26 protein-coding genes and 1 pseudogene are annotated in these 20855 nt (G+C 55.1%); 2 read left to right on the top strand and 25 right to left on the bottom strand.

The window, feature by feature from the left end:
* Positions 1-42: 42 nt before the first annotated feature.
* On the top strand, positions 43-903 hold the full coding sequence (gene pdxY, locus ACOTX1_RS20970; RefSeq protein WP_023313972.1) for a pyridoxal kinase PdxY: 861 nt from the start codon (positions 43-45) through the stop codon (positions 901-903).
* A 90-nt stretch (positions 904-993) separates the two neighbouring features.
* On the opposite strand, the gene gstA is transcribed toward pdxY, so the two are convergent.
* From gstA to blr, 12 genes are all read right to left on the bottom strand, one after another.
* Positions 994-1599 carry a glutathione transferase GstA gene (gene gstA / locus ACOTX1_RS20965; protein ID WP_003857598.1) on the bottom strand — a complete coding sequence of 202 codons (606 nt, stop codon included), beginning with the start codon at positions 1597-1599 and terminating at the stop codon, positions 994-996.
* Between the two features lie 105 nt (positions 1600-1704).
* Positions 1705-3213: a dipeptide/tripeptide permease DtpA gene (gene dtpA, locus ACOTX1_RS20960; RefSeq protein ID WP_003857596.1), complete on the bottom strand. Its 1509-nt coding sequence runs from the start codon at positions 3211-3213 to the stop codon at positions 1705-1707.
* A 613-nt stretch (positions 3214-3826) separates the two neighbouring features.
* The gene (nth, locus tag ACOTX1_RS20955) at positions 3827-4462 is read right to left on the bottom strand and encodes an endonuclease III (RefSeq protein WP_003857594.1); all 636 of its coding nucleotides are present in this window, start codon (positions 4460-4462) and stop codon (positions 3827-3829) included.
* Positions 4459-5145, bottom strand: a complete 687-nt coding sequence (locus tag ACOTX1_RS20950; protein WP_003857592.1) for an electron transport complex subunit E — start codon at positions 5143-5145, stop codon at positions 4459-4461. Before ACOTX1_RS20950 ends, nth begins: the two co-directional genes overlap by 4 nt.
* 2 nt (positions 5146-5147) lie before the next feature.
* Positions 5148-5768, bottom strand: a complete 621-nt coding sequence (rsxG, locus tag ACOTX1_RS20945; RefSeq protein WP_003857590.1) for an electron transport complex subunit RsxG — start codon at positions 5766-5768, stop codon at positions 5148-5150.
* 10 nt (positions 5769-5778) lie between these two features.
* A complete protein-coding gene (rsxD, locus tag ACOTX1_RS20940; RefSeq protein ID WP_023313973.1) occupies positions 5779-6831 on the bottom strand; it encodes an electron transport complex subunit RsxD in 1053 nt (350 codons plus the stop codon).
* Positions 6832-8853, bottom strand: coding sequence for an electron transport complex subunit RsxC (rsxC, locus tag ACOTX1_RS20935; protein ID WP_263522539.1), 2022 nt, complete (start codon positions 8851-8853; stop codon positions 6832-6834).
* On the bottom strand, positions 8846-9424 hold the full coding sequence (gene rsxB, locus ACOTX1_RS20930) for an electron transport complex subunit RsxB (RefSeq protein ID WP_003857583.1): 579 nt from the start codon (positions 9422-9424) through the stop codon (positions 8846-8848). The genes rsxC and rsxB overlap by 8 nt, the downstream gene beginning before the upstream one ends.
* Positions 9424-10005, bottom strand: coding sequence for an electron transport complex subunit RsxA (gene rsxA, locus ACOTX1_RS20925; protein WP_003857582.1), 582 nt, complete (start codon positions 10003-10005; stop codon positions 9424-9426). The genes rsxB and rsxA overlap by 1 nt, the downstream gene beginning before the upstream one ends.
* 76 nt (positions 10006-10081) lie before the next feature.
* Positions 10082-10522: a DUF2569 domain-containing protein gene (locus tag ACOTX1_RS20920; protein ID WP_015570663.1), complete on the bottom strand. Its 441-nt coding sequence runs from the start codon at positions 10520-10522 to the stop codon at positions 10082-10084.
* Positions 10523-10607: 85 nt separating this feature from the next.
* Positions 10608-10823, bottom strand: a complete 216-nt coding sequence (gene ydgT, locus ACOTX1_RS20915; protein WP_000217941.1) for a transcription modulator YdgT — start codon at positions 10821-10823, stop codon at positions 10608-10610.
* Positions 10824-11052: 229 nt separating this feature from the next.
* The gene (blr, locus tag ACOTX1_RS20910) at positions 11053-11178 is read right to left on the bottom strand and encodes a division septum protein Blr (protein ID WP_151884424.1); all 126 of its coding nucleotides are present in this window, start codon (positions 11176-11178) and stop codon (positions 11053-11055) included.
* A gap of 239 nt (positions 11179-11417) precedes the next feature.
* On the opposite strand from blr, the gene ACOTX1_RS20905 reads away from it, so the two are divergent.
* The gene (locus ACOTX1_RS20905) at positions 11418-12458 is read left to right on the top strand and encodes an oxidoreductase (protein ID WP_023313975.1); all 1041 of its coding nucleotides are present in this window, start codon (positions 11418-11420) and stop codon (positions 12456-12458) included.
* Between the two features lie 56 nt (positions 12459-12514).
* Here ACOTX1_RS20905 and add read toward each other — a convergent pair whose 3' ends face one another.
* The 13 genes and pseudogenes from add to ACOTX1_RS20840 all read right to left on the bottom strand — a co-directional run bounded on the left by add (position 12515) and on the right by ACOTX1_RS20840 (position 20798).
* Positions 12515-13513, bottom strand: coding sequence for an adenosine deaminase (gene add, locus ACOTX1_RS20900; RefSeq protein WP_015570661.1), 999 nt, complete (start codon positions 13511-13513; stop codon positions 12515-12517).
* Positions 13514-13609: 96 nt separating this feature from the next.
* Positions 13610-14782: a MalY/PatB family protein gene (locus tag ACOTX1_RS20895; RefSeq protein WP_023313976.1), complete on the bottom strand. Its 1173-nt coding sequence runs from the start codon at positions 14780-14782 to the stop codon at positions 13610-13612.
* 50 nt (positions 14783-14832) lie between these two features.
* Positions 14833-16239 (bottom strand): annotated as a pseudogene (gene malX, locus ACOTX1_RS20890) (maltose/glucose-specific PTS transporter subunit IIBC); the annotation flags it as partial.
* Positions 16240-16283: 44 nt separating this feature from the next.
* Positions 16284-17564 carry an Arm DNA-binding domain-containing protein gene (locus ACOTX1_RS20885; RefSeq protein WP_421766872.1) on the bottom strand — a complete coding sequence of 427 codons (1281 nt, stop codon included), beginning with the start codon at positions 17562-17564 and terminating at the stop codon, positions 16284-16286.
* Positions 17565-17596: 32 nt separating this feature from the next.
* The gene (locus ACOTX1_RS20880; protein ID WP_022650951.1) at positions 17597-17845 is read right to left on the bottom strand and encodes an excisionase family protein; all 249 of its coding nucleotides are present in this window, start codon (positions 17843-17845) and stop codon (positions 17597-17599) included.
* Between the two features lie 107 nt (positions 17846-17952).
* The gene (locus ACOTX1_RS20875; RefSeq protein ID WP_126818869.1) at positions 17953-18327 is read right to left on the bottom strand and encodes a hypothetical protein; all 375 of its coding nucleotides are present in this window, start codon (positions 18325-18327) and stop codon (positions 17953-17955) included.
* 9 nt (positions 18328-18336) lie between these two features.
* Positions 18337-18576 carry a DUF4222 domain-containing protein gene (locus ACOTX1_RS20870; protein WP_047747026.1) on the bottom strand — a complete coding sequence of 80 codons (240 nt, stop codon included), beginning with the start codon at positions 18574-18576 and terminating at the stop codon, positions 18337-18339.
* Positions 18539-18904, bottom strand: a complete 366-nt coding sequence (locus ACOTX1_RS20865; RefSeq protein ID WP_421766871.1) for a hypothetical protein — start codon at positions 18902-18904, stop codon at positions 18539-18541. The genes ACOTX1_RS20870 and ACOTX1_RS20865 overlap by 38 nt, the downstream gene beginning before the upstream one ends.
* The gene (locus ACOTX1_RS20860) at positions 18901-19122 is read right to left on the bottom strand and encodes a TraR/DksA C4-type zinc finger protein (RefSeq protein WP_421766870.1); all 222 of its coding nucleotides are present in this window, start codon (positions 19120-19122) and stop codon (positions 18901-18903) included. Before ACOTX1_RS20860 ends, ACOTX1_RS20865 begins: the two co-directional genes overlap by 4 nt.
* The gene (locus tag ACOTX1_RS20855; RefSeq protein ID WP_421766869.1) at positions 19119-19367 is read right to left on the bottom strand and encodes a hypothetical protein; all 249 of its coding nucleotides are present in this window, start codon (positions 19365-19367) and stop codon (positions 19119-19121) included. Before ACOTX1_RS20855 ends, ACOTX1_RS20860 begins: the two co-directional genes overlap by 4 nt.
* A gap of 104 nt (positions 19368-19471) precedes the next feature.
* The gene (locus ACOTX1_RS20850) at positions 19472-20224 is read right to left on the bottom strand and encodes a hypothetical protein (protein ID WP_421766868.1); all 753 of its coding nucleotides are present in this window, start codon (positions 20222-20224) and stop codon (positions 19472-19474) included.
* A complete protein-coding gene (locus ACOTX1_RS20845) occupies positions 20221-20373 on the bottom strand; it encodes a DUF1317 family protein (protein WP_421766867.1) in 153 nt (50 codons plus the stop codon). The genes ACOTX1_RS20850 and ACOTX1_RS20845 overlap by 4 nt, the downstream gene beginning before the upstream one ends.
* Positions 20370-20798 carry a hypothetical protein gene (locus tag ACOTX1_RS20840; protein WP_058648106.1) on the bottom strand — a complete coding sequence of 143 codons (429 nt, stop codon included), beginning with the start codon at positions 20796-20798 and terminating at the stop codon, positions 20370-20372. Before ACOTX1_RS20840 ends, ACOTX1_RS20845 begins: the two co-directional genes overlap by 4 nt.
* Positions 20799-20855 lie beyond the last annotated feature (57 nt).

Genomic DNA, 20855 nt, shown 5'->3' with positions numbered 1-20855 from the left:
AACCACGCCCCTTTTGTTTTGACAGGGTTTGGTAAGTACAACATGAAGAACATCCTCGCCATTCAGTCCCACGTTGTGTTTGGACATGCTGGCAACAGCGCTGCGGAATTCCCGATGCGCCGCCTCGGCGTTAACGTCTGGCCCCTTAATACCGTCCAGTTTTCGAATCACACCCAGTACGGTAAATGGACCGGCTGCGTAATGCCGCCGTCGCATCTGACGGAAATCGTTCAGGGGATTGCGGATATCGACCAGCTTAAACGCTGCGATGCCGTACTGAGCGGCTATCTGGGTTCGGCGGAGCAGGGGGAACATATCCTCGGCATTGTGCGCCAGGTGAAAGCGGCAAACCCCGCGGCGAAATATTTCTGCGATCCGGTGATGGGACATCCTGAAAAAGGCTGCATCGTAGCGCCGGGCGTTGCGGAGTTTCATGTCCGTCATGCATTGCCCGCCAGCGATATTATTGCCCCCAACCTGATTGAACTGGAGATCCTGTGCGAGCATCCGGTCAACAGCGTAGAAGAGGCTGTAAGCGCCTCTCGCGAGCTGATCGCCCAGGGGCCAGAGATTGTGCTGGTGAAACACCTGGCACGCGCAGGGTTGAGCCAGGACCGTTTTGAGATGCTGCTGGTGACGAAGGATGAAGCCTGGCATATCAGTCGACCGCTGGTGGATTTCGGTACACGTCAGCCTGTCGGGGTCGGGGATGTGACCAGCGGTTTGCTGCTGGTGAAGCTATTACAGGGTGCGAGCCTGCGCGATGCGCTGGAGCACGTCACCGCAGCCGTTTATGAAATCATGATTGCGACGAAGACGATGCAGGAATATGAGCTCCAGGTCGTCGCGGCACAGGATCGCATCGCGAAGCCGGAGCACTATTTTAGCGCAACGCAGCTATAGACACTGCCCGGCGGCGCTGCGCTTGCGCGGGCCTACGGAATTTGTAGGCCGGGTAAGCGTCAGCGCCACCCGGCTCCTCAGGCCGCTCCGTTAATTCAACCCTTCCGCTTTCAGCGCCGCCGCCACCGCAGGACGCTCCGCCACGCGCGTCATATACGATGCGACATGGTCTAATCCTTCCATGTTCAACTTAACCGCGCGCGCCCAGCGCAGAACGGTAAACAGATAGGCATCGGCGATAGTGAAACGCGAGCCACAGATCCACTGGTCGTCTTTCAGCGCGTCGTTAACGTACTGCAACTTTTTCTCCAGCAGCGCGCGCACGGTAGGTTTGTACTCTTCTGGCGTGTCCGGGCGGAACAGGGGCGTAAAGCCTTTGTGCAGTTCGGTGGCAATATAGTTCAGCCACTCCAGCGTCTTATAACGCGCAATGCTGCCGGTGGGGGCAAGGAGCTGACGATCCGGTACGTTGTCCGCCAGGAATTGCATAATCGCCACCCCTTCGGTCAGCAGGGTGCCATCATCCAGCAGCAGGGCCGGAACCTGCCCTTTTGGGTTAATCGCAAAAAAGTCATCCCCGTTTTCCAGGCGCTTTTTCATCAGGTCAACGCCGTCCAGCGTGAAATCTTTACCGCTCTCGCGAAGCGTAATATGGGAAGCAAGAGAGCAGGCGCCCGGTTTATAGAATAGTTTCATCGGTAACTCCTTTTTGCTGAGGTTCCAGCTATGTTAGTGCGCGTTCGGATAAAAAAAAAGCCGCTAATCAATTAGCGGCTTCTGTTCAGTCGTTTCCCGATGACATTACGCGTTCGCGGTTTTAATCGCTTTAGCGGATTTGTCGTCGTCCTGCGTCATACGATTCAGTTTAGGTGCGGTCAGCAGCATCAGTACGGCAATCACGGCGGTCGCGATACCAATTTGCATGAACACGGTGCCGTAGACATTCAGGGAAACCAGCGGGTCGGTAACGTTGTCTGGTACCGCCATCAGGTTCGCAATCTTACCTGCGATGATGGCCGCGCCAGCGGTAGTCAGGAACCAGCTACCCATGATGAAGCCCATCAGACGCTGAGGGACCAGCTGCGCAACCATCGCCAGGCCCAGACCGGAGATCATCAGTTCACCGATGGATTGCAGCGCATAGCTCAGGATCAGCCAGTTAACAGAAACGATACCCGCGTCGGTCGCGAATTTCGTCCCCAGCGGCAGCACCAGGAATGCGCCAGAGCACAGCACCATACCGATAGCGAATTTGTGCGGCATAGGCAGACGGTCGCCCATCTTGTTATAGATAGCGGCCAGAATCGGGCTACCAATCATGATCCAGAACGGGTTCAGGGCCTGATACTGCTCCGGCTCGAACGCGATACCGAGGATGGAGTGCTCAACGTTGCGGATAGCGAAGAAGTTCAGAGACGTTGGCATCTGGCTGTACAGAACGAAGAAGATGATTGCTTCCAGCATCAGAATGAACGCCACAATCATCTTACGACGTGCCGCACCCTGCATCGCGAAGGCTTCTTTCGCGAAGATAATCACGATACCCAGCGCAACCACGCCCAGTACGGCACGTGCAACGCCCTGGTTATGCAGCAGCCAGGTGGCGACAGCGGCCAGGATCACGATGCCGACGATGGTTGCCAGCAGTTTGCCCATGTGCACGGGTTCGAAGTCTGGTTTTGAACCATAGTCTTTAACCCAGCTACGGCAGAACAGGAAGTTCACAACGGTGATCAGCATACCCACGAAGCTCAGCGCAAACGCTACGCTCCAGCCGAATTTTGCGGCCAGCCATGGGGTTGCCAGCATAGAGAAGAAGGAGCCGATGTTGATGGACATGTAGTACATGGTAAATGCACCGTCCAGACGTGGGTCATCTTTGCTGTAGCAGGTAGAGAGCAGGGAAGATGGGTTCGCCTTGAAGAGGCCGTTACCTACCGCGATGGTAGCCATGCCCATGTAAACCACACCTGCATCGTGCCCGGACCAGGCAACCAGCCCATAGCCAATCGCCAGAACAACGGCGCCCAGCATAATGACTCGTTTAGTACCGAGGACTTTATCGCCTAACCAGCCGCCGATAGCGACGAGGCCATACACCAGGGCGCTGAAGGAAGAGAATAGCGTGATGGAATCGGCTTCAGACATACCCAGCTGTTTAACCAGGTAAACCGCCATGATCCCTTGCAGGCCGTAGTAGCCAAAACGTTCCCATAATTCGATAGAGAAAATGAGATAGAACGCTTTAGGCTGTTTGAAAGCGTTAAGACTTACGCTCTCATCTGTTGGTTTATTGTTTGCAGTAGACACATATACCTCTTTTTTTACATCCCATATTAACGGGGGTGTTCATAGCGTGATGACCGTAGTCCATCCGCTTTATAGTTATATTGGGAGGGGAAACGGCGGGTAATGTTCACTATCCAGCCCCATCTGGCAATACGTTTGTAATAATCTGTTACATATAACTCTGGCGGTATAATCATCGGTTCACGCAAATGTTATGCAGCTTTAAATTTCATTGGTTGAAAATTAGTGGTTTTTTTGACTGTGAGTGACCCTGTTTAATGGCTGTATGGCGATATGTTCTGCTATTTCGGGTGATTGGCAGTGATATAGCCCATGTTCTGAAAAATGACTGGTCTTATGTGCGGTGTGGAATAGACGAAATCTTGTCTGACAAAGGGGTTGGGCGGGTTTTAACAACAAAAATCCAACATCAGGTTATCAGAGTGATCGCGATCACAGATGTATAGAAATTTTTGGTGATGAAAAAACTATTAACCTGTTTGAGTGTTAAATGACCGAAGAATCGACAATGCGTAAAGGAGAAAAAGAGGGTAATTTATGGTCAAATGAGAAGATATCAGAGCCCTTGTTAATTCTAAGGGCTTGAACAGGTAAGAAGTAAGGTGGTTTACGCTCAGGGATAGACTTTTTCTTTGTATTCGCAGAGATCTTCGATAATGCAGGAACCGCAGCGTGGCTTACGGGCAATACAGGTATACCGGCCGTGCAGGATCAGCCAGTGGTGGCAGTCCACCTTAAATTCCGCAGGAACGACTTTTAACAGCTTCTCTTCAACCTCTTCCACGTTTTTACCCGGCGCGAAACGGGTGCGATTTGAGACGCGGAAGATATGGGTATCCACGGCGATGGTCGGCCAGCCAAACGCCGTGTTCAGCACCACATTTGCCGTTTTACGCCCGACGCCCGGCAACGCTTCCAGCGCGGCGCGATCTTCAGGGACTTCACCGCCGTGCTTCTCCAGCAGGATCCGGCAGGTCTTAATGACGTTTTCGGCCTTGCTGTTAAACAGGCCAATGGTCTTGATATAGGATTTCACACCTTCAACGCCCAGCTCCAGCATGGCCTGCGGCGTATTGGCGACAGGGTAGAGCAGGGCAGTGGCTTTATTGACGCTCACGTCCGTCGCCTGTGCAGAGAGCAGCACCGCGATCAACAGTTCAAACGGCGAGTTAAAGTTCAGCTCTGTCGTTGGATGAGGATTCTCATCGCGCAGGCGCGTCAGGATCGCAATGCGTTTCTCTTTATTCATACTGCTTTCTCGGGGATCCCTTCCTGTACGCTGCGTTCAGCGGCGCGGCGTTTACGTTTTTCATCAATCAGGTATTTTAACGCCAGCATCATCCCAAGGCCAATGAAGGCGCCAGGAGGTAGCATGGCCAGCAGGAACGGGGTGTCCGTATGGAACACCTCAATACGCAGCGACTTCGCCCAGCCGCCAAGCAGCGCGTCCGCACCGTCGAAGAGCGTACCGTTGCCCAAAATTTCACGCAGAGAGCCGAGGACGAACATGGCGGCAGTCGCGCCCATGCCGATGGAAAACCCATCCAGCGCGGATATGGCCGGATTGTTTTTCACGGCGAAGGCTTCAGCGCGGCCTACGACAATACAGTTAGTCACGATAAGCGGAATGAAGATCCCGAGCGACTGGTACAGGCCAAATGCGTAGGCGTTAATCAGCATTTGCACGACGCTGACCACCGACGCAATGATCATGACATAAATCGGAATACGGATTTCTGACGGCGTCCAGCGGCGCAAAACAGAAATGGAAAAGTTAGTCAGGGTCAGCACCAGCGTGGTCGCCAGCCCCAGCCCGAGCGCGTTGGTGGCGGTAGACGTCACCGCCAGCAGCGGACATAGCCCCAGCAGCTGCACCAGCGCGGAGTTGTTCTTCCAGAGACCCTGGACGATAACCTCTTTAACCTGGCTCATGGTCACTCCTCACAGGTGGAAAGATGATTGATCTGCGCGGGCAGCGTTTCGGCATACAGGCCGGCGCGCTTTACGGCGTTGACCACCGCGCGCGGAGTAATCGTGGCGCCCGTGAACTGGTCAAATTCGCCGCCATCTTTTTTCACCGCGAAAGCAGGATCGTCCTCGCCATGAATCATCTTTCCGGCGAAGTGTAAGATCCAGTCGCTTAAGCGTGTTTCAATTTTGTCGCCAAGGCCCGGCGTTTCGTGATGCTCCGTCACGCGCGTACCCAGTACGGTGCCGGAAAAATCGCTGCCCACCAGCAGCTGAATCGCACCGGAGTAACCGTCCGGCGCGGTGGCTTCCATGACGGCGCCCACGGGGTTATCGCCCTTGCGGGCAATATAAACGCGATGGGGTCCTTTACCAAGCTGCGGAGCCTGCACGACAAAGCAGCTTTTTTGCAGGTCATTATCGTAGAGATCGGATGGGATCACCTGATCGAACAGCGCTTTTTGCTGCTTCATTGCCTGCTCTGCAATGGTGGTTTTCGTCAGTTCATTTACCAGCGCGGTCAGCCCGGTGAGGGCGGCGGCGAAGATCGCCAGCGTGACGCCGTGTTTTTGCATTGTCTTGAGCATGGCGCGACCCTTAGCGATGACCGTACACGCGTGGACGCGTGTAGTAGTCGATGAGCGGAACGGTGATGTTAGCCAGCAGCACGGCAAATGCCACGCCGTCCGGATAGCCGCCAAAGCTGCGAATAAGCCAGACCAGCAAGCCTGCCAGCGCGCCGAAAATCAGACGACCACGGTTGGTGGTAGAGGCGGTGACCGGATCGGTCAGAATAAAGAATGCCCCGAGCATGGTCGCGCCGGAGAGCAGATGGAGCTGCGGGCTGGCCAGTGACTCAGGTGAGATAACCCAGCCGAGCGTCGAGCAGACGGCCAGCGTCACCAGGAAGCTCACCGGAATATGCCAGCGGATCGCCTTCTGTTGCAGCAGGAACGCGCCACCCAACAGGTAGGCCAGATTGACCCACTGCCAGCCAGCACCTGCCAGTACGCCGCTGTAAATAGACGATTTCATCACCTGCTCCACGCTTTGTCCGGCACGCAGGGAGGTTTTGAAGGTATCGAGCGGAGTGGCCTGACTGATGCCGTCCACGCCCATGCGAAGCGCGTTCATATCTGCGTCCAGCGCGGTGTGGCCGGTAAAGATAACGTGCAGGGCATCCATAAAGCCGGGCACCGTGGCGGCGATCTCATGCGGCGGCAGCCAGCTGGTCATCTGTACCGGGAAGGAGATCAGCAGTACTACGTAGCCAATCATCGCCGGGTTAAACGGGTTATGGCCCAGCCCGCCGTACAGCTGCTTGGCGATGATCACCGCAAACACCGTTCCCAATACCACCATCCACCACGGGGCGAACGGGGGAATGCTGATGGCCAGCAACAGGCCGGTCAACAGGGCGGAGTTATCGCTCAGGATGCGAGTCACCTCCATTTTGCGCAGCTTCAGGATCGCGGCTTCCGCTGCGACGGCACTGGCGCAACCCAGAACTAACTGGAAAAGCGTACCCCAGCCGAAAAACCAACACTGTACGGCAATACCTGGCAGCGCGGCCAGGCACACCAGCATCATAATACGCGATGTCTGGCGCTGGTTATGGGTATAAGGGGAACTTGCAATTCTGAAAACCATTTAATCCTCGTTAACGGCTTGCTGCGCGGCTTTCTTTGCCTGAACGCGCGCAATCGCGGCGGCGACTGCGGCTTTGCGTGGATCGTCATTAGCGGCCGCAGGCAGTTCGTCCTGCTGTGCCGCTTTTCGTGCTTTGGCACGGGCGATGGCCGCTTCAACGGCGGCTTTACGCGGATCGACAGGGGCTTCACTCTCTTCGGCAGGTTGTAGCTGTGCCGCTTTACGTGCTTTGGCGCGGGCGATAGCGGCTTCAACGGCCGACTTGCGCGGATCCGTCGCTTCCTGTTCAACCACCACTGTCTGCTGACCGGCTTTGTGGGCTTTTGCCCTGGCAATAGCCGCTTCCACCGCCGCTTTACGCGGGTCGATGTCGGCTTCCGGTTTGGCGTTTTGCGCTTTCTCCGCCTGACGCGCGCGTGCTTCGGCTTTCCGCGCTTCGCGGGCTGCAATCGCTTCGCTGTTGTCCGGTTTTTCTCCCGGAGCGATCACAACCGTCTGGGCGGCGGTGGCTTTCTTCTCGCGCACGCGGGCCAGGGCTGCGTTAATGGCATCCTGATCTTTCGCCGCAGGCTGCACGGCAGCCTGCTTATGGCGTTCCTGACGGGCTTGTTTCTCGCGCTCCAGTCGCGCCTGGCGCGCTTCAAAGCGGGCCTTCGCTTCAGCGGCACGTTTTTCTTCCATGGAGATGGCGTAGATTTCAGCTTTCTCCTGACGGAAATACTGCACCAGCGGAATATTGCTTGGGCAGACCCAGGCGCAGGCACCGCATTCAATACAGTCAGCCAGGTTATGCGCCTGGGCTTTATCGTGCAGCTGGCCTTTGCTGTACCAGTACAACTGCTGCGGCAGTAAATCTGCCGGGCATGCGTCCGCACAGGCGCTACAGCGTATGCAACCTTTCTCTTCCTGCGTTTCGCCCATCTCCGTCAGGGAAGGGGCGAGCAGGCAGTTGGTAATCTTCACCACCGGCACATCAAGCCACGGCAGGGTAAAGCCCATCAGCGGGCCGCCCATAATGACCAGTTGATCGCTACCCGGGCAGAAGCCAGCCTGTTCCAGCAGATGACGCACCGGCGTACCCAGACGCGCCCAGATGTTGCCGGGACGGGAGACGGACTCGCCGGTCAGCGTGACGACGCGCTCGGTCAATGGCTCGCCGTCAATCACCGCACGTTTCACCGCGTAGGCAGTCCCCACGTTTTGCATCAGCACGCCGATGTCGGACGAACGGCCCCCGTGGGGGACCTGTTTGCCGGTCAGGATCTGCGTCAGCTGTTTTGCCCCGCCGGACGGATATTTGGTCGGGATCACGCGCAGGGCGATATCATGGCTGTCCGCCAGTACCGCACGCAGCATCGAAATGGCCTGCGGTTTATTGTCCTCAATACCGATCAGCACTTCGCGGGGTTGCAGGATATGCGCAAGAATGCGAATACCTTCCACCACCTGCGCGGCACAGTCCTGCATCAGACGGTCATCGGCGGTGATGTACGGTTCGCACTCGGCGGCGTTGATAATCAGCGTTTCGATTTTATCGCCGCCGCCGTGAAGCTTAGCGCCGGTCGGGAAGCCTGCGCCCCCCAGACCCGCCACGCCGAACTGATGAATGCGTTCAATCAGCGCTTCACGGCTGTGGGAACGGTAGTCGCTCCAGCCGTCACGCTCGATCCAGCGGTCTTCACCATCGGCTTCAATGATCACGCTCAGCTCAGACAACGCCGACGGATGGGCAACGGTATGGGGGGCAACAGCCACCACCTTACCGGAAGTCGGGGCATGTATCGGCAACATCCGTCCGCGACCAAAGGTCAGCGGCTGGCCGCGAAGAACGCTATCGCCTTCTTTCACGCACAATTCGCCTTCCGCGCCGATATGCTGTTTCAGGGGCATAACGTAACGGGTCGCCAGCGGGATCTGGCGCAGCGGCGTGCCGTTAGACTGCGATTTCATCTCAGGCGGATGAATGCCGCCGTCGAAATCCCAGATCTTCTCTTTTCTGAAGGCAGAAAATAACTTAAGCATGTTGTTCCACAGGAATATTGCGAACCGGAATGGTCTGAAGGTCCCACTTCCAGTTTTCGGTAGTCGTTTCAACCGGGCGCAGTTCTATACACTGCGTCGGGCAGGGCGCCACGCAGAGATTACAGCCGGTGCACAGATCCGCCACAACGGTATGCATCGCGCGCGTTGCGCCCACAATGGCGTCAACAGGACACGCCTGAATACATTTTGTGCAGCCAATGCAGTTGGCTTCGTCGATAACAGCAAGGGCACGAACAGGCTCCTGGGCCTGTTCATCGCCGTCGACAGGCTGGGGATCGACGTTCAGCAGGGCAGCTATTTTAAGCATGACCGCTTCGCCACCCGGCGCGCAGCGGTTGATCTTTTCTCCCTGCACGCCCACCGCCTCAGCGTAAGGGCGGCAGCCAGGGTAGCCGCACTGCCCGCACTGGCTCTGGGGTAAAAGTTCATCAATTTTTTCAACCACCGGATCGTCCTCCACCGCAAACCGGCGGGAGGCGTAACCCAGAATGATGCCAAAGACGAGTCCCAGCACGCTGATGGACGCGATGGCAATCCAGATAGCACTCATTACAACTTCACCAGACCACTAAAGCCCATAAAGGCCAGAGACATTAAACCTGCGGTCACCAGAGCGATGGCGTTACCGCGAAACGGCGCGGGAATATCCGCCGCGGCCAGACGCTCGCGAATCGAGGCGAACAGGACCATAACAAAAGAAAAACCGACCGCGGCGGAAAAACCATACAGCGCCGATTGCAGGAAATTATGCCCAAGGTTGATATTCAGTAGCGCCACGCCCAGCACCGCACAGTTAGTGGTGATGAGGGGCAGAAAAATACCCAACAGGCGATACAGGGCAGGGCTGGTTTTCCGCACCACCATTTCGGTAAATTGCACCACGACCGCAATGACCAGAATAAAGGCCAAAGTGCGCAGGTAGAGCATGTCGAGCGGGATTAGGATCCAGGTATCAATCAGCCATGCGCAAATGGAGGCCATCGTCATCACGAAGGTGGTTGCCAGCCCCATGCCCATTGCCGTCTCCAGCTTTTTGGAGACGCCCATAAACGGGCACAGGCCAAGGAACTTCACCAGTACGAAGTTATTCACCAGCACAGTTCCGACAAAGAGCAGTAAGTAATCGGTCATTATTTAGCCTGAAATAAAATAGCCGCCTATTATCGGATAAACGACAACAGGCCACAACAGGTTAACTGTAAGGTTATTACGGGTTGACAAAGGTCTTCTTAACGCGCGTCGAACGCTTGAAGTAAGGGACCAGAAGCGCCGTCGCCAGTAGCGGAAACAGTAACTGGCGAACCGCCAGCGCGTCAGACACAGGCGAGAAAGCGAACGCTTTGACAGCCAGCAGCACGGAGACCAGCAGCCAGATAATGTAATGCTTTGGCACGCTTTTGCGGCGTTTGAAGAAGGCGATAGTCAGCCACAGCGTGTAGTACCACATCGCGATCGCGAAAACGAACGACACAAACCACGTCGCAATATTGAGCGCACTCTGGGACATCAGTGTCTGGATTGCATGAGGCGTAACCAGTGCGGTGGTGTAAAGCAACAGCGCCAGTGAAGCGCTTAATAATGCCACCAGCAGCCATGCCAGCGGGGCGATTAACCAGCCCCCAATTCTCTCTCCAGGCAATGCGGTCATACGCTCTCCCATAGTCTGCGCGAAATGTTATACAGAAATTTGCAGGGCGGAGAGTATATAACATTTCACGCCGAAGGCTACTTTCTTATACAACGTAACGCCATACGGATTTAGGCACTTCCCCCACATTGAACAGACGACCGCCAGAGACCAGTTCGGCGCGACGATGGTCAGCAGCGCGGTACATATTGATGATGTCCTGATTATCCGACAGCGTGTAGTTCAGATGGTCAAACAGTTTTTCCAGGCTTTCAAGGGAATTGATCTTGCGAAATTTTAATAAATAGTCCTGAACTGTCATATTAATAAGTTTCCATATAAAAGGGTAATACCCATAAAGGTAATGCGTTCGAATAATAAACGGATTAATAAAGACGTAAACTGTCCACTCGGGTAACGCGACGAAATTAGGAGTTTTCTTTGCGAAGAATCAGGCATCAGGAGATGCCTGAAAGAGAAGGGTAACCCCGTTCATTACGGCTGGCAATATGTTCCATGACGTAATGTGTCACGCTTTATGACGACACGGCTTACTTTTGTTGTGCGACAGTCACAGGCTCCGGCGGCTGGTAGTTATCGATATGGCTGGCAATGCCGAGCAACACGACTGAAACCCCAAGGACAATCCATCCCGCTAATTCAATGATTCGATTAATTATTGACGTCATAATTTGTGTTTGTAATTTATCCATAAATACAGATTACAAATGTTACAGCGCCCTTTTCTTCAGAGCAAGCGCTTTGGGAACGATTCCCCGGCCCCCTATGCGCACTTTAATGCGAGGTAACAAAAAACGCTGTCGTGAGATGCTATTTTAACTCACAGGGCACATTATTAATGTGTGCGTTAAGCACAAGGCCAGTGATAAATAAGCGCACAGCGAGGGGGCAAACGATGAGTGAAAACATCCGCGTCGGTCTTATTGGCTACGGGTACGCAAGCAAAACCTTTCATGCACCGCTGGTTGCCGGCACGCCGGGAATGGAACTGGCGGCCATCACAAGCAGCGATGAGACTAAGGTCCGCGCCGACTGGCCAGCTGTGCCGGTGGTAACGGAGCCTAAGCATCTGTTTAACGATCCTAATATTGACCTTATTGTCATTCCTACCCCTAACGACACTCATTTCCCCCTGGCGAAAGCGGCGCTGGAGGCAGGCAAACATGTTGTTGTCGATAAGCCCTTCACCGTGACGTTGTCACAGGCGCGCGAGCTGGATGCGCTGGCGCGAAGTCTGGGTCGGTTATTATCGGTCTTTCACAACCGGCGCTGGGACAGCGATTTCCTGACGGTCAAAGCGCTGATCAACGAAGGCACGCTCGGCGAAATTGCCTTTTTTGAGTCGCACTTCGATCGTTATCGTCCGCAGGTGCGAGATCGCTGGCGCGAGCAGGCGGGACCGGGCAGCGGCATCTGGTATGACTTAGCGCCGCATCTTCTCGATCAGGCCGTTCATCTGTTTGGTCTGCCCGTAAGCATGGCGGTCGATTTAGCGCAGCTCAGGCCGGGGGCGCAGACCACCGACTATTTCCATGCCATTTTGAGTTATCCGCAGCGGCGCATTGTGCTGCACGGGACAATGCTTGCGGCGGCGGAATCGGCCCGCTATATCATTCATGGGGCGCGCGGCAGCTATGTGAAGTTCGGCCAGGATCCGCAGGAAGAGCGCCTCAAAAATGGCGAACGCTTACCGCAGGAGGACTGGGGCTACGACATGCGCGACGGGGTGGTGACGCGTGCGGAGGGTGAGGCGCTGGTTGAAGAGACGGTATTGACCCTGCCGGGGAACTATCCGGCGTATTACGCCGCCATTCGTAACGCGCTGAACGGTTCAGGTGAAAATCCGGTTCCCGCAAGCCAGGCAATCCAGATTATGGAGCTCATTGAGCTGGGGATCGAATCTGCCAAACATCGCGCAACGCTCTGTCTGGCATAAGTGCCAAACGCTTTCGTAGGCCGGGTAAGCGCAGCGCCACCCGGCAGTAAAGAGGACTACTGAGCAACTTTATCGCGCAGCGCCTGTTTCTCTTCAGGCGTCAGGAAGGCGATCTCCAGCCCGTTGATTTGCGCCTGACGGATCTGCTCGCGGCTCAGCCCGGCCTGCGGCGCGGCGATGTTGTATTCGTGAATAATATCCACGCCCTGAACCGCCGGATCGTCCGTGTTCAGTGAAGCCAGCACCCCGTGTTCAAGGAAGGTTTTCAGCGGGTGTTGCGCCAGCGATGCCACTGTACTGGTCTGAATATTGGAGGTCAGGCAGGATTCGATTCCAATACGTTGTTCGGCGAGGAAATCCATCAGCGCGCGATCTTCAATGGCTTTCACGCCGTGACCAATACGTTCCGCACCCAGTTCACGAATGGCCTGCCAGATGCTTTCCGGCCCCGCGGCTTCGCCTGCATGAACGGTAATATGCCATCCTGCATCACGTGCGCGGTTGAAATGAGACAGGAACAGGCTGCCCGGGAAGCCCAGCTCGTCACCGGCGAGGTCGATGGCGGTGATCTGGTCGCGATGCGCCAGTAATGCTTCCAGCTCCTGAAGACAGGCCGCTTCACCGAAGGTACGGCTCATAATGCCGATCAAACGCGCCTGAACGTCAAAGGTTTTACAGCCTTCACGCACGCCTTCAATGACCGCTTCAACCACGCCCGCTACGGGGAGATTGTGGGTCATCGCCATATAGCCCGGGGAGAAACGCAGTTCGACATAGTGCAGGCCGTTGCGCGCGGCATCTTCGATGTTTTCAAAGGCGACACGGCGACAGGCATCGACCGAGGCCAGCATCTTCACGCCCCAGTCGAGCTTGCTCAGAAAGCTCACCAGATCCGGTTCGTTCGACGTGACCTGAACATGAGGGATCAGGGTTTCAAGCGTTTCGGCAGGGAGGGTTAAATTGAACTGGCGACCAAGATCGAGAATGGTTTGGGCACGAATGTTTCCGTCGAGGTGGCGGTGAATATCAGTTAAAGGCAGGCGTGTATCAATCATGGTCGCACTCTTTGCTGGTTAAAGTGCGCCATATTATAAAAACAAAACGGGGTAAAAAGCTATTTGCGCAAGGGAATATTCCGTTGCGCAAATGATTTACAGCAGAGTGTTGATGCCGGCGATAAGGCGCTGAACGCCCTGTTCAAGCTTACTACGCTGACAGCCAGCGTTCAGTCGCACATAGCCTTTCCCTTCGGCTCCATAGGTATATCCCGGCATGATGGCCACTTTTTGCTGCTCAATAAGCACCTTTTGCAGCGTCTTGTCATCAATGCCAAGCGGGCTGAGATCGACCCAGGCCAGATAGGTTGCCTCGGGCGGTTGCCAGTTGAGTGTCGGAAAAACACTGTTTAATTCGCGAGCAACATACCGCAGATTCTCTTCGAGATAGGTCCGCAGCGCGTCCAGCCAGGGTTCGCCCTGTCGGTAAGCAGCAATATGCGCGGTCAGCGCCAGCACGGAAGGGGAAGAGAGTCCGTCCCGACCTTTTAATGCATTCAGATAGGCGTTACGGCTGGCGTCATCGGCGATAAGCCCCCAGGCGCCCGTCAGCGCCGGAATGTTGAAGCTTTTGGAACCCGAGGTCAGCAGCGCCCATTTACCGCGCGCAACCTCATTCCACGGGGTATGACGATGCGTGCCCCATACCATGTCCATATGAATTTCGTCGCTGATCACCGCTACGTCATAACGTTCACACAGGGCCGCCATTGTGGTCAGCGCCTCCCGAGTCCAGACTTTTCCGGTCGGGTTTTGCGGGCTACACAGCAGCAGAATCGTGTTTTCCGGTTTTGATAGCGCCGCTTCCAGCGAGGCCATATCCCCCTCCCAGCCATGCGCTGTTTTCTGCATCGGCACGGAAACAACGGTACGCTGGTTGCCTTCGATGGCTTTATAAAAGGCATCGTAAGCCGGAGTATGGACCACCACGCCGTCGCCAGGCGAGGACCAGAGACGGATCAGCTCCGAGACCATATAAATGACCGACGGCCCATACACCACGGTTTCGGTATCAATCTGACTGTTAAAGCGTTGCCGGAACCAGTGCGCCACGGCGGCCAGAAATTCGTCATTTTTCCAGCGACTGTAACCAAACACCCCGTGGTTTATTCGCTGGTGCAGCGCATCGGTAATGCAGGGGGCGGTGGCGAAATCCATATCAGAGATGGTGAAGGGCAGCAGGTCGGCAGCGCCAAAACGGTCAGCGACATAATCCCACTGGGTACACCAGGTGCCGTGTCGATCCACGACGGTTGAAAAATCAAACATGACGGTGCTCCGTAAAGTAAAACCCCCTCATGACGAGGGGGGGCGAGGCATCAGGCTTCGACGGTTCGCATCAGGGTTGCCAGCTCATCCTTCACTGACTGTACCTGCGGGCCAATGACGACCTGCAAATTGTGCTGATTTAACTGTACTACGCCAATAGCCCGGTTAGCTTTAAGTGCGTTGGTATCCACTTTGGACATGTCCGCCACCGACAAACGCAGGCGGGTGATGCAGTTATCCAGAGAGGTAATATTATCCGCACCGCCCAGCGCCGCCAGAATAGCCGGCGTGTTATATCCGGATTTCCCAACGGTACCGGCCACCGCCTGTTCAACGCTGGTGGCCGTATCGGTATCGCGGCCAGGCGTTTTCAGGTTGAAGCGGGTGATGGCGAAGCGGAAGATCCCGTAGTAAACCGCGAACCAGATGGCGGCCACAACCGGCACCAGATACCACTTGGTGGACAGGCCGTGCAGGATACCGAATACCACGAAGTCAATCACGTTACCGTCGGTGTTACCGATGGTCACACCGAGCACAGCCATCACGGTAAAGCCCAGGCCCGTCAGTACGGCGTGGATGAGGTACAGTACCGGTGCCACGAACAGGAACAGGAACTCGATAGGTTCTGTCGTACCGCCCACCACGCAGGCAATAACGCCGGAGATCAGCAGACCTTTAATTTTATGACGATTTTCCGGACGGGCACAGTGGTACATCGCCAGCGCAGCACCCGGCAGGCCGCCGAGGAAGGCAGGCATTTTACCCTGAGAAAGGAAACGCGTCGCACTTTCAGAGAAGCCGTGAGTGGCCGGGCAGCTCAGCTGGGCCTGGAAGATGGTCAGCGCGCCGCTAACGGAATGACCGCAAACGTCCATGGTGCCGCCTGCTTCCGTAAAGCGGATCAGGGCAACCAGGATGTGCTGTAAACCAAACGGTAGCAGCAGACGTTCACCCGTACCGAAAATCATCGGGCCGAAATCACCCGCGCCGTTGATAATGCGGCCAATCCCGGTGATCCCCATGGCAAAAATCGGCCAAATCAGAGGGATGATCAGACCAAACAGACCCATCACAACCAGCGTAATGATTGGCACAAAGCGGGTCCCGCCGAAGAAGGCCAGCGCATCGGGCAGGCGGATGTTGTGGAAGCGCTCGTGCAGCATCCAGATAATCACCCCCGCGATCACGGCTCCAAGAATCCCGGTATCGATGGACTGAATACCAATCACGCTCTGAATGTTATTGGCTTTCAGTACCGCCGCGTCGGTCGTCGGCAGGATCCCTTTGGCGGTCAGCCAGAAGTTAACCGCAAGGTTCATGACCGCATAGCCAACGAAGCCCGCAAACGCCGCCACGCCTTTGTTTTCGCGCGCCAGACCCAGAGGAATGGCGATACAGAACATTACCGGCAGGAAGCTAAAGGCAAACGATCCGACCTTGCTCATCCAGATGAATCATGATTGAAGTGATATTAATATGTTAAATCAGATAGTTAAGGTTATGCTGTTTTTCTATGGGGCATCGGTGGGGCATTTTGAGTAAATGATGCGTTCAAAATGCCCACCTGGTCATGGTTATTCTCGGTCATCCATTTACCGTAAACCGTGAATAGCATTTGCGCTGACGAATGGCCCATCTGGTGCGCAACGAAATTTGGGTTCGCTCCGGCGACCAGTGCCCAGCACGCATATGTGTTCCTGGTTTCATAAGACCGTCTTTGTCGGACACCTGCACGACGCAGGGCAGTGCGCCAGGCTGAATTAATGGATCCGGGGACGTAGCACATCGTCTTCTTACCGTTCATTGAAGTAATGGACGGCGAGAATATAAAGGTGCATTCATCGGTTCTCTTTTTTTTGTATTCCCGTAGGCTGACGCTTACCTTGTGGGATGCCATCATTCTGGTCAGTGGCATTTGCGCCTTGAGTGCATCAATTGCTGGCTGGGTCAGCTGTATTGTTCGAATCCCGGCGTTGGTTTTTGGCAGGGTGAAGTTTCCCTTCAGGGAATAGTTCCGTGACACTGTAACAGTCCAGTTGACAGTATCCACATCCTCCCAGGATAACGCGCTTAGTTCGCCATGCCTGACGCCTGTATTTACCGCAAAGATAACCATATTCTGAAACTGTAGCGTTGGGCAGGCCGCAACCACTCTCTGATACTCATCAGAAGTAAGAGGATCTGGAATGGGTCTTTCTTTTGCGAGAGGGGTAATACCTGCCATCAGATCGGTTTTCAGGTAGCCACTTTTGAAAGCAAAGCTCAGCATCCCGCCAAGGCATGCCATATAGCTATTGACTGTAGGAACGCTTCTTCCCTTTTTGGGTGGATGATTTAGGCCATGTCTGGTCTTCTGCCAGCCGTTCAGTAGCTCCTTCCTGGCACTAAGGATATCTTCAGTGTTCAGGCTGCCGATATACCTGTGCTCACCAATTGTTTCGATAGTGGTTGTGAGGTGGCAATCGTAACGCCTCAACGTCCCGAGGCTAAGCTCCATCTCTTTAAGCCCAAGCCATTTCGATTTCAGTTCAAGTAGTGAGATTTGCTTTCTGACAGTGCTGAATTTCTCTGCGTTCGATGAATCAGGGAATTGCGAGGCATAATTGAATGCGCCTGTCTTTATCGCAAAGCAGACTGAAGCCCGAAGTTCGCCTGCCATTTTCCTGTTTTTTGGCGTGTCAGGAACGCCGAGATTTTCCCTGACACGCTTCCCCTGATATATGAACCATATGCGTAACGATTCGCCATGAACCTCTACGCCTGTTGGGTATGCTGCCATAATCATTCCTCGTTTGATGTGCCAAAGGACATTTAAGCAGATATTCTCCGGCGTTTCGCTGGGCTTTGGTGCTCGATCCAGTGGTTTATCTCATCGCGGTTATACATGATTGGGCTGTTTTGCTTAGGTGCCATATCAGGGGCAACATGGCGATAATGCTTTCCCTCCATCCAGGTAGACCGGCGGGCATGCTGAATCATGTGCTTTGACATGCCGGTTGTCGCAGTTAAAAGTTCCTCTGTGACCCATTTATTCGGTACCAACTGAATAATGTCGCTCATGGTTTTCTCCAGGCAAAAATAAACCCTCGCAATGGAGGGCTGAAAGGGGGATTACGTTGCAGTGCTTTCGCACCCAATAGCCAGCTAATAACTGGCTATCAGTTGCGTCAGGCGAATCTGATTGTTCGGCGCTGCTTGTCGTCGCCTCGCAGTTTTTTAATCAGGTTGTATGCATCCGGAGCGCGCCATCTTTCACCAACGCACTCACGGTTCATCACCTCGACCAGATCATCCCACTGCTCAATAAGCCCTTTGAAGGTTGGAACTCGTTTGGCGATAGCAGGGAAGTGATCCCGAATCTCCGGGATGGCTTCCAGTAACTTCATGCAACGCAACATATCGGATGGGTCATGCGGCGCGCCGAAATGGCTTCCGTAAAATGGCTTATCCAAGCCCAAAGCAATGGATGCCATCGTCGCACTGCTAACGCCGACATCGCCTGTCGCCTGCCACTGCAAAACCTTCATTGCTAAATTTGACATAATTTCTCCTCATGCAGCGCGCCGGGCACGCAGCGATTTGATATGCTCGCTCGTCTCCAGTTCGGCGCGTATCTGTGCCGCCTCACGGTGATCGAGGTGCTCAAAGTCATTGTTGAATCGGTCGATTGAAGCTGTGTTGATCCGGCCCTGTCGCCAGTAGCGGACTATCTGTGATGTGCAGCTGTGGATGATGACGGGCCAACCGTGCTGGTCAGCGTAAATCTGACCCCGTTGAATTAGCTTGAACATTGGCTGACTCCTGCAAAAGGAGGTAGACGATTGCCACGGCGCGAAGTGGGTTACGGTGAGTGGCGCTGATGCCCGATTCGTGGGATGCCTGCCAGACGGTCTTCCCTGATGGTGCCAGTCCGATTCGATGCTTCTTCATTGCCGGGTAAAGCTCCTCGGCACGACGCAGCGGGAAATAACCCGTTGTCTGCACCGTGTTGAGCCAGTTCCATGACAACTGAGCGGCGGCCTGGTCATACGGGTGAATGGTGGCGCTATATTTTGGCTTAAGGAAATAGGCCAGCCTGACGCTAATCTCCCCATCACTCAGCTTGCTGTAATCCATCATCCCCTCCCATGTTTCATGCGTACTTCTTCATCCTGCTGGCAACTCGCGCAGCGCTGGCAGCTGGGCACCTTCACCCGGCGCAACTCAGGGATATCCTCGCCGCAATCGCTACAGTGCGTTGCCGATACCGCATCACGGTTAATCCGGTGAGCCTGTATTGCTTGTTCGCGCATCATAGTTTCGAGAGCGCTGGCCTGATCGATAAGCTCGGCAGTCATTGAACCTCCCACGTCTTAAGGCTTTCACCGCAGAATGGGCAAAAGTTCATTGCCATGCCACGGCCTACATAATGGCCTGAATGAAGCTGAGCAATATCCATTCCGCGAAGACCGGTCGCCATGCTGACCCGCTCAGGAAGAAATGCGCCTTTTGACTTCTTGGTCGGGTTGCCATACTCCAGCGCCTTGCCCAGCAATTCGCATGGCGTGATGTGTTTTCCAATTACCGCGCATTTTTGAGTCATGGTCAGTACTCCCTGAACTGTTCATTGATGCGGCTGACGGCAAACGCCAGCAATAAAAAGGGAGCGATAAGCTCCCGGATGATTTGTGCTGTCATGCTGGTTCCTTAGACCTCGAAAGCCAGTTGCGGCGTGAAACGGTCGCGTTCTGCGTCGTAATTCAGCGAACTGGCGGAGTTGTAAGATTCAATGCGCTCAACAAGAACCGCAGCGCGAGTCTCTTTGCTGGCCGGCGCGTATGCTGATTTATCCCACGCCTTATCGATGCCGATGTTGCGAGCTACGTTTGTGCTGTCAGCTGACGACAGCGGGATATGGCGGAAGATATCGGCGTTCAGCATGCGAAGGCCGTGAAGTTTGGCGATCGGATAGCCGTTGGCGTCGACAACGTGCTGAATCAGGTCGCGTAACTTTGCCCGACATGAGCGCGGGCGCTTCGCGTCGTATTCACCCATGCTGCCGATGCATACGCGCGGAAATTCCCGACACAGGCGGAAGAAACGTTCATCTGGCTCGTTCATGTGCCACACCGGCGCGCCGACTACTTTGCCGTGCGGCCACTCTGCGATTAACGCATCGTTCTCTTCACTGGTCCCGCCGATCACGTCAGGGATAACAGCAAAAGCAAAGCGAGGGTGATTCATCCAGCGACCTACAAACGCGTAGTAGTCATTCCAGTTAACAACGCGCTTTTTCGTCCAGAAACTGAATGCGCCGTTATCCAGCGCGAAAGACTGGGTGACTTCGCTGGCCAGGGCTAATTGGCCGGGGTTGGCGAAGGAAATGAAAGCGTGCCTGCCTTTCCATGCCTTCAGGGCGCATGTGTCCGGCGTAATAGGGCCGCCGTGAAAATGAATCATGCCGCCTCCTGCCTTTCCCGATATTCCTCAGCGAGCCGCTGCTCCTTTAATGGATTGCGGACCACTTCACCCCATGGCATTAGCCAGCCGTTACCAATGAAGGGAAGGCACAGAGTGCCAACCCTTATGTCGTCGTGAGCGTGAGTCATAGGATGGACTCCATTTCGTCGATGTAGAGGCCCTGAGCAATCAGGCGGCGACGGCGGGCGGCACGAGCTATGCACTCCTGTCGCCTACCTTCCTGCGATTGCTCGATGGCGCGCCGGGTGAACAGCCGCGATTTACCCTGCGGAGTAATGACCTTTGGTTTCGTTACCAGGTCGAAAGTCCGGTCGCAGATGCCGTCCTCGTTGATCCATTTTTCCGACTCAACGATCTGAGCTATCTGTCCGGAGCCGCGGGTAATGCCGTTGGCGACCCGGTTAAACTCGATGAGCGTTACGCCGAACTTCTCAGCAATTTCGCTGCCGGTGACCGGGCGGCCGCGCGTCTGAATCATCCAGATAACGCGCTCACGGAGGCCGGAGAATTGCCCGGTTCGCCCTGGCCTGCGGTAAAATGGTGTGCGTTTCATGGCTCCACCTACTTGATGATGAGTGAAGGTTTGCCGAGTTTTATTTGCGCGCCAGGT

Origin of the sequence: Enterobacter cloacae complex sp. IR5401, from assembly GCF_049238425.1 — a bacterium.
Taxonomy (GTDB): domain Bacteria; phylum Pseudomonadota; class Gammaproteobacteria; order Enterobacterales; family Enterobacteriaceae; genus Enterobacter; species Enterobacter hormaechei_C.
Note: the sequence above shows the minus strand (reverse complement) of the source record. Positions and strands in the feature narration are given on the sequence as shown.

What these genes read in the sequence shown, in the direction of transcription:
- pdxY (WP_023313972.1), top strand. Translation starts at nt 43, where the DNA reads ATGAAGAACATCCTCGCCATTCAGTCCCACGTTGTGTTTGGACATGCT.
- gstA (WP_003857598.1), bottom strand. Translation starts at nt 1,599, where the DNA reads ATGAAACTATTCTATAAACCGGGCGCCTGCTCTCTTGCTTCCCATATT.
- nth (WP_003857594.1), bottom strand. Translation starts at nt 4,462, where the DNA reads ATGAATAAAGAGAAACGCATTGCGATCCTGACGCGCCTGCGCGATGAG.
- ACOTX1_RS20950 (WP_003857592.1), bottom strand. Translation starts at nt 5,145, where the DNA reads ATGAGCCAGGTTAAAGAGGTTATCGTCCAGGGTCTCTGGAAGAACAAC.
- rsxG (WP_003857590.1), bottom strand. Translation starts at nt 5,768, where the DNA reads ATGCTCAAGACAATGCAAAAACACGGCGTCACGCTGGCGATCTTCGCC.
- rsxD (WP_023313973.1), bottom strand. Translation starts at nt 6,831, where the DNA reads ATGGTTTTCAGAATTGCAAGTTCCCCTTATACCCATAACCAGCGCCAG.
- rsxC (WP_263522539.1), bottom strand. Translation starts at nt 8,853, where the DNA reads ATGCTTAAGTTATTTTCTGCCTTCAGAAAAGAGAAGATCTGGGATTTC.
- rsxB (WP_003857583.1), bottom strand. Translation starts at nt 9,424, where the DNA reads ATGAGTGCTATCTGGATTGCCATCGCGTCCATCAGCGTGCTGGGACTC.
- rsxA (WP_003857582.1), bottom strand. Translation starts at nt 10,005, where the DNA reads ATGACCGATTACTTACTGCTCTTTGTCGGAACTGTGCTGGTGAATAAC.
- ACOTX1_RS20920 (WP_015570663.1), bottom strand. Translation starts at nt 10,522, where the DNA reads ATGACCGCATTGCCTGGAGAGAGAATTGGGGGCTGGTTAATCGCCCCG.
- ydgT (WP_000217941.1), bottom strand. Translation starts at nt 10,823, where the DNA reads ATGACAGTTCAGGACTATTTATTAAAATTTCGCAAGATCAATTCCCTT.
- ACOTX1_RS20905 (WP_023313975.1), top strand. Translation starts at nt 11,418, where the DNA reads ATGAGTGAAAACATCCGCGTCGGTCTTATTGGCTACGGGTACGCAAGC.
- add (WP_015570661.1), bottom strand. Translation starts at nt 13,513, where the DNA reads ATGATTGATACACGCCTGCCTTTAACTGATATTCACCGCCACCTCGAC.
- ACOTX1_RS20895 (WP_023313976.1), bottom strand. Translation starts at nt 14,782, where the DNA reads ATGTTTGATTTTTCAACCGTCGTGGATCGACACGGCACCTGGTGTACC.
- ACOTX1_RS20885 (WP_421766872.1), bottom strand. Translation starts at nt 17,564, where the DNA reads ATGGCAGCATACCCAACAGGCGTAGAGGTTCATGGCGAATCGTTACGC.
- ACOTX1_RS20880 (WP_022650951.1), bottom strand. Translation starts at nt 17,845, where the DNA reads ATGAGCGACATTATTCAGTTGGTACCGAATAAATGGGTCACAGAGGAA.
- ACOTX1_RS20875 (WP_126818869.1), bottom strand. Translation starts at nt 18,327, where the DNA reads ATGTCAAATTTAGCAATGAAGGTTTTGCAGTGGCAGGCGACAGGCGAT.
- ACOTX1_RS20870 (WP_047747026.1), bottom strand. Translation starts at nt 18,576, where the DNA reads ATGTTCAAGCTAATTCAACGGGGTCAGATTTACGCTGACCAGCACGGT.
- ACOTX1_RS20865 (WP_421766871.1), bottom strand. Translation starts at nt 18,904, where the DNA reads ATGATGGATTACAGCAAGCTGAGTGATGGGGAGATTAGCGTCAGGCTG.
- ACOTX1_RS20860 (WP_421766870.1), bottom strand. Translation starts at nt 19,122, where the DNA reads ATGACTGCCGAGCTTATCGATCAGGCCAGCGCTCTCGAAACTATGATG.
- ACOTX1_RS20855 (WP_421766869.1), bottom strand. Translation starts at nt 19,367, where the DNA reads ATGACTCAAAAATGCGCGGTAATTGGAAAACACATCACGCCATGCGAA.
- ACOTX1_RS20850 (WP_421766868.1), bottom strand. Translation starts at nt 20,224, where the DNA reads ATGATTCATTTTCACGGCGGCCCTATTACGCCGGACACATGCGCCCTG.
- ACOTX1_RS20845 (WP_421766867.1), bottom strand. Translation starts at nt 20,373, where the DNA reads ATGACTCACGCTCACGACGACATAAGGGTTGGCACTCTGTGCCTTCCC.
- ACOTX1_RS20840 (WP_058648106.1), bottom strand. Translation starts at nt 20,798, where the DNA reads ATGAAACGCACACCATTTTACCGCAGGCCAGGGCGAACCGGGCAATTC.